General features: G+C 57.1%; 1 protein-coding gene and 1 pseudogene. One reads left to right on the top strand and one right to left on the bottom strand.

Annotated features, from left to right (window positions below; translation table 11 throughout):
* Positions 1 to 240 precede the first annotated feature (240 nt).
* Positions 241 to 381: pseudogene (locus tag EFAMC1_RS11110) on the bottom strand (helix-turn-helix domain-containing protein); the annotation flags it as partial.
* A gap of 476 nt (positions 382 to 857) precedes the next feature.
* Here EFAMC1_RS11110 and EFAMC1_RS02255 point away from each other — a divergent pair.
* On the top strand, positions 858 to 2,981 hold the full coding sequence (locus EFAMC1_RS02255; RefSeq protein ID WP_154052717.1) for a DUF6311 domain-containing protein: 2,124 nt from the start codon (positions 858 to 860) through the stop codon (positions 2,979 to 2,981).
* Positions 2,982 to 3,265: the final 284 nt, after the last annotated feature.

Genomic DNA, 3,265 nt, shown 5'->3' with positions numbered 1-3,265 from the left:
AGCCGAGGGAGATGCAGGAGGCGCGTAGGAGAAAGCACCTCGAGCTCGTCTCCGGCGGCACGAACTTCACGCGCGCGGCCGAAGCCGAGGATAATCGACAGCCCGCGCCCGCGCCGCGCGGAGCGAGAGAGGCCGGGCGCGCGCGGCACGGGGAGGCCGGCGCGGCGCCCGGCGTGCCGGAGCCGGGCGCCGGGTGCCCGCCGGTCGGGATGCTCGCGGCCCAGGCCGTCAGGTGCTCGGCTCGCGTCCTATCGTCGAGGGGCTCCGCCCCAGCTTCTCGGCTATCTGGCGCGGGGAGCACCCGGCGCGCGGCGTGTCGGCGATCTCGATGCGCTCCTCCAGGGAAAGGTGGTGGCCGTCCACCCCCTTCGGTTTTTCCACGCCCCCAGAATACCTGTCGACGAGCGCCTGCTCGTCGCGGCCGTACAACCTGGTGCGCCCGTTCCGCCAGACCTTGCCGGCTCTCTTGGAGACGCCGACAGCCCTCGCGGCCTGCGCGAGGCCCACGCCCTCCCTGAGGTGCTCGAGATTGCGCTCGCGCCTGGCCCGCTGCATGTCGCGAAGCTTCTCGTAGGCAACACCCTCGAACTCGCACGGCATTTCCAGCATCCGTCCTTTCCTCGGGTGTTGCATAGTTCACTGGAATCCGCCGTGATGTTTTTCCCTTCGGGGGCTCTGTTCTTTGGACCTCTCATCCTTGCATGGCATAACTAATCGCTCTTTGTCTTGCAGCTGTGGTTTTTACTGCGCCCGACTCCTCAGGACAGAGTCGTAGCAACGAGGCCAAGTGCTGTGTGCGACTGATTTTGCTAGGCTGCATAACATATTGCACTTGCTTTTTTAGTTCGGAGGCACTCATGGCTCACGTAGATTCCGACAAGATGGGGCAGAAGGCGGCGCCCGCACTCGCTTGTGATGCGGACCGATGGCGTGACGCGGAACGTTGTCCCTATCTGACCGTTGCGTTATTCTCAGGCGTGATCGGGGCGTGCATCTTCATCTTGATATATGGAATGCAAGTCTTAGATGTCACATATGTGGACTGGATCAGGAACACAGCCGGTGATTTCGCGCAGTCTTATTACGGCTGGAGCTTCTATCGGGCGTCAGCTTGGCATTTTCCTCCAGGGCTGATGGATTCCGTAGCGTATCCCGGCCTTACCTCAATCATCTATATTGATTCGGTCCCGCTTTTTAATTTCATCTTCAAGGTGATGAGCCCCCTGCTTCCGGATACGTTCCAGTTCTTTGGGATATGGGGCCTTATCTGCTTCGTTCTTAATTCGGCACTCGGTTCGTGTTGCGTATATCGTCTTACGCGTTCAACTCTCTATTCAGTGACTTGTTCTCCTCTTTTTGCACTTTGCACGTTTGCGATGCAGCGGCTCTATACGCACACTGCGCTTGCCGCCAATTGGGTGATCCTGGCAGGAATCCTGCTCGTTCTGAAGACCTTCGATAAGTCTGACCGTCGTCGGTACATGCTTCTATGGGCGGCACTCTTTGCACTGGGCGTGTCGGTCAATATCTACTATTTGCCAATCCTTGGTATCATCATGGTGTTTTTTTGCATATACCGCTGCGTGACTCTGCGGAGTGGCATGCCGGTGCTAAACGTCTTCGCTTCCTCTCTTTTGGGCGTTGTGGTTGCCTTTTGGTTCTTTGGTGGGTTCTATCATCTTTCCTCCAACAGCGGAGCAACCGCAAACTCTATCGGTAGCCTGAGCGCCAATCTCAACACATTGTTCAACCCGATGGATACGGGTCTGTACCTAACGGGATTTAAAGGCCTGCTTCCTAGCCGCGGTCTTGCTAGATTTGGTCAGTATGAGGGGTATGCCTACCTCGGCGCCGGTCTCATTGCCGCCCTCCTTTTTGTGATTGTGGGGGCCATTGGGCGCTTTGGGGACATGCGGAAGTGGCTCGCGCAGAGGAGGCTTGCCGCGTGCCTCGTTCTCCTTTGTGTCCTGTCGCTTGCGATAGCGTCTTGGGGAACCTTAGTTTCTGTCGGAAGCCATAGCCTTTTCGACATTCCATATCCGGCTCCCATCCTGTCTCTATTCAGAGTTTTTAGGTCTATGGGTCGCTTTGCCTGGGGAGTCTGGGACATCGTTGCCATTCTTGTCCTCGTGGGGCTTTTTAGGCTTGTTGCGAAGCGAGGAGCCATGCTACTGCTCATGGTCATCCTCGTTCTCCAGCTCGTCGATATGGACGGTATGATTGCCAACAGACAGTCTCTCTACGTGCAAAGGCAAGGCGAGTACGTTCCGCTCGTAGACATCGATGGGGTTAAGGATCTCCTGAGCGGCAAGAGCCACCTCCTTATCTTTGAGGGCACTGAATACGGCGGCCGTGTTCTCGACCAGATTCACTACGACCTTGGCGAAGCGGTCCTTGAGGGCGGAGCGACGATAAACGACTTCTATTACTCGCGTCGAGATGACGCGGCGATTGATGGCGCTACTACTGAGGCGCAAGCCGAGCTAGAAGAGGGGAAACCTCGAGCCGATACGCTCTATTGTTTTCTTGGCTTTGGAGAGGCGTCAAAATACCAGGACACACTTCATCTTTATTACGAATCTGGCTTTGTGTTTGGCAGCTCAACTCCTATTGACGGTGAGGAGGAGCTGGGTCACATCGAGCTTGTGTCTGCAAGACAACTCGATCTTCCAGATGCTAACCACGGTTCTCTCTCCGGCTACATCGAGAGCGACGCAATTGATAGGGCTGCAGGAGAAGGTCACGGCTATGGTATTGAGACAAGGGGTTTGGTTGTCAATAATGCCGGCACAACGGACACCATGGTGTCCGTAAGGGGGAACAAGGAAAGCGGACTTGGGTATATGAATAACATTCAGGGAGATTGGGGGCTAACTGTTGGTCTGGTTTCACAAGTCGAAGCGGAGACTGCCGAGATCTCTCTGGGCGGGACGGGGAGCATTGAAATTTACCGTATCGGCGATGCATATGGGCAGGGATAACGGGCTGCGTTGAGACGGTCAGCGTGGCGGCTCGGTTTGGAGCGGGCGTACCTAGGAACTGTGGCGCCATCCCGTCCACAAGTTCCAGGCCCGCGCTGATCGCCTGCTCGAGACGATTCTAAGATTCTCAACCCATCACAGTTCGCATTGCCCCAAACCGGGTTCCCGGTACGATTCGGTTGACCCTGCGGGGTTGTCGGCCAGCCGCCGCCGGATGGCCCTTCGTCCCTGCCTGGCGGATTCTAGCAGTGAATGCAGCGCCCTTGATCGGAAAGGGCGCTTGC

Source organism: Olsenella uli, assembly GCF_901212675.1.
GTDB classification, from domain to species: domain Bacteria; phylum Actinomycetota; class Coriobacteriia; order Coriobacteriales; family Atopobiaceae; genus Parolsenella; species Parolsenella uli_B.
Note: the sequence above shows the minus strand (reverse complement) of the source record. Positions and strands in the feature narration are given on the sequence as shown.

Bases quoted from the DNA above. Each gene is read 5' to 3' on its own strand.
- EFAMC1_RS02255 (WP_154052717.1), top strand. From the start codon at position 858: ATGGCTCACGTAGATTCCGACAAGATGGGGCAGAAGGCGGCGCCCGCA.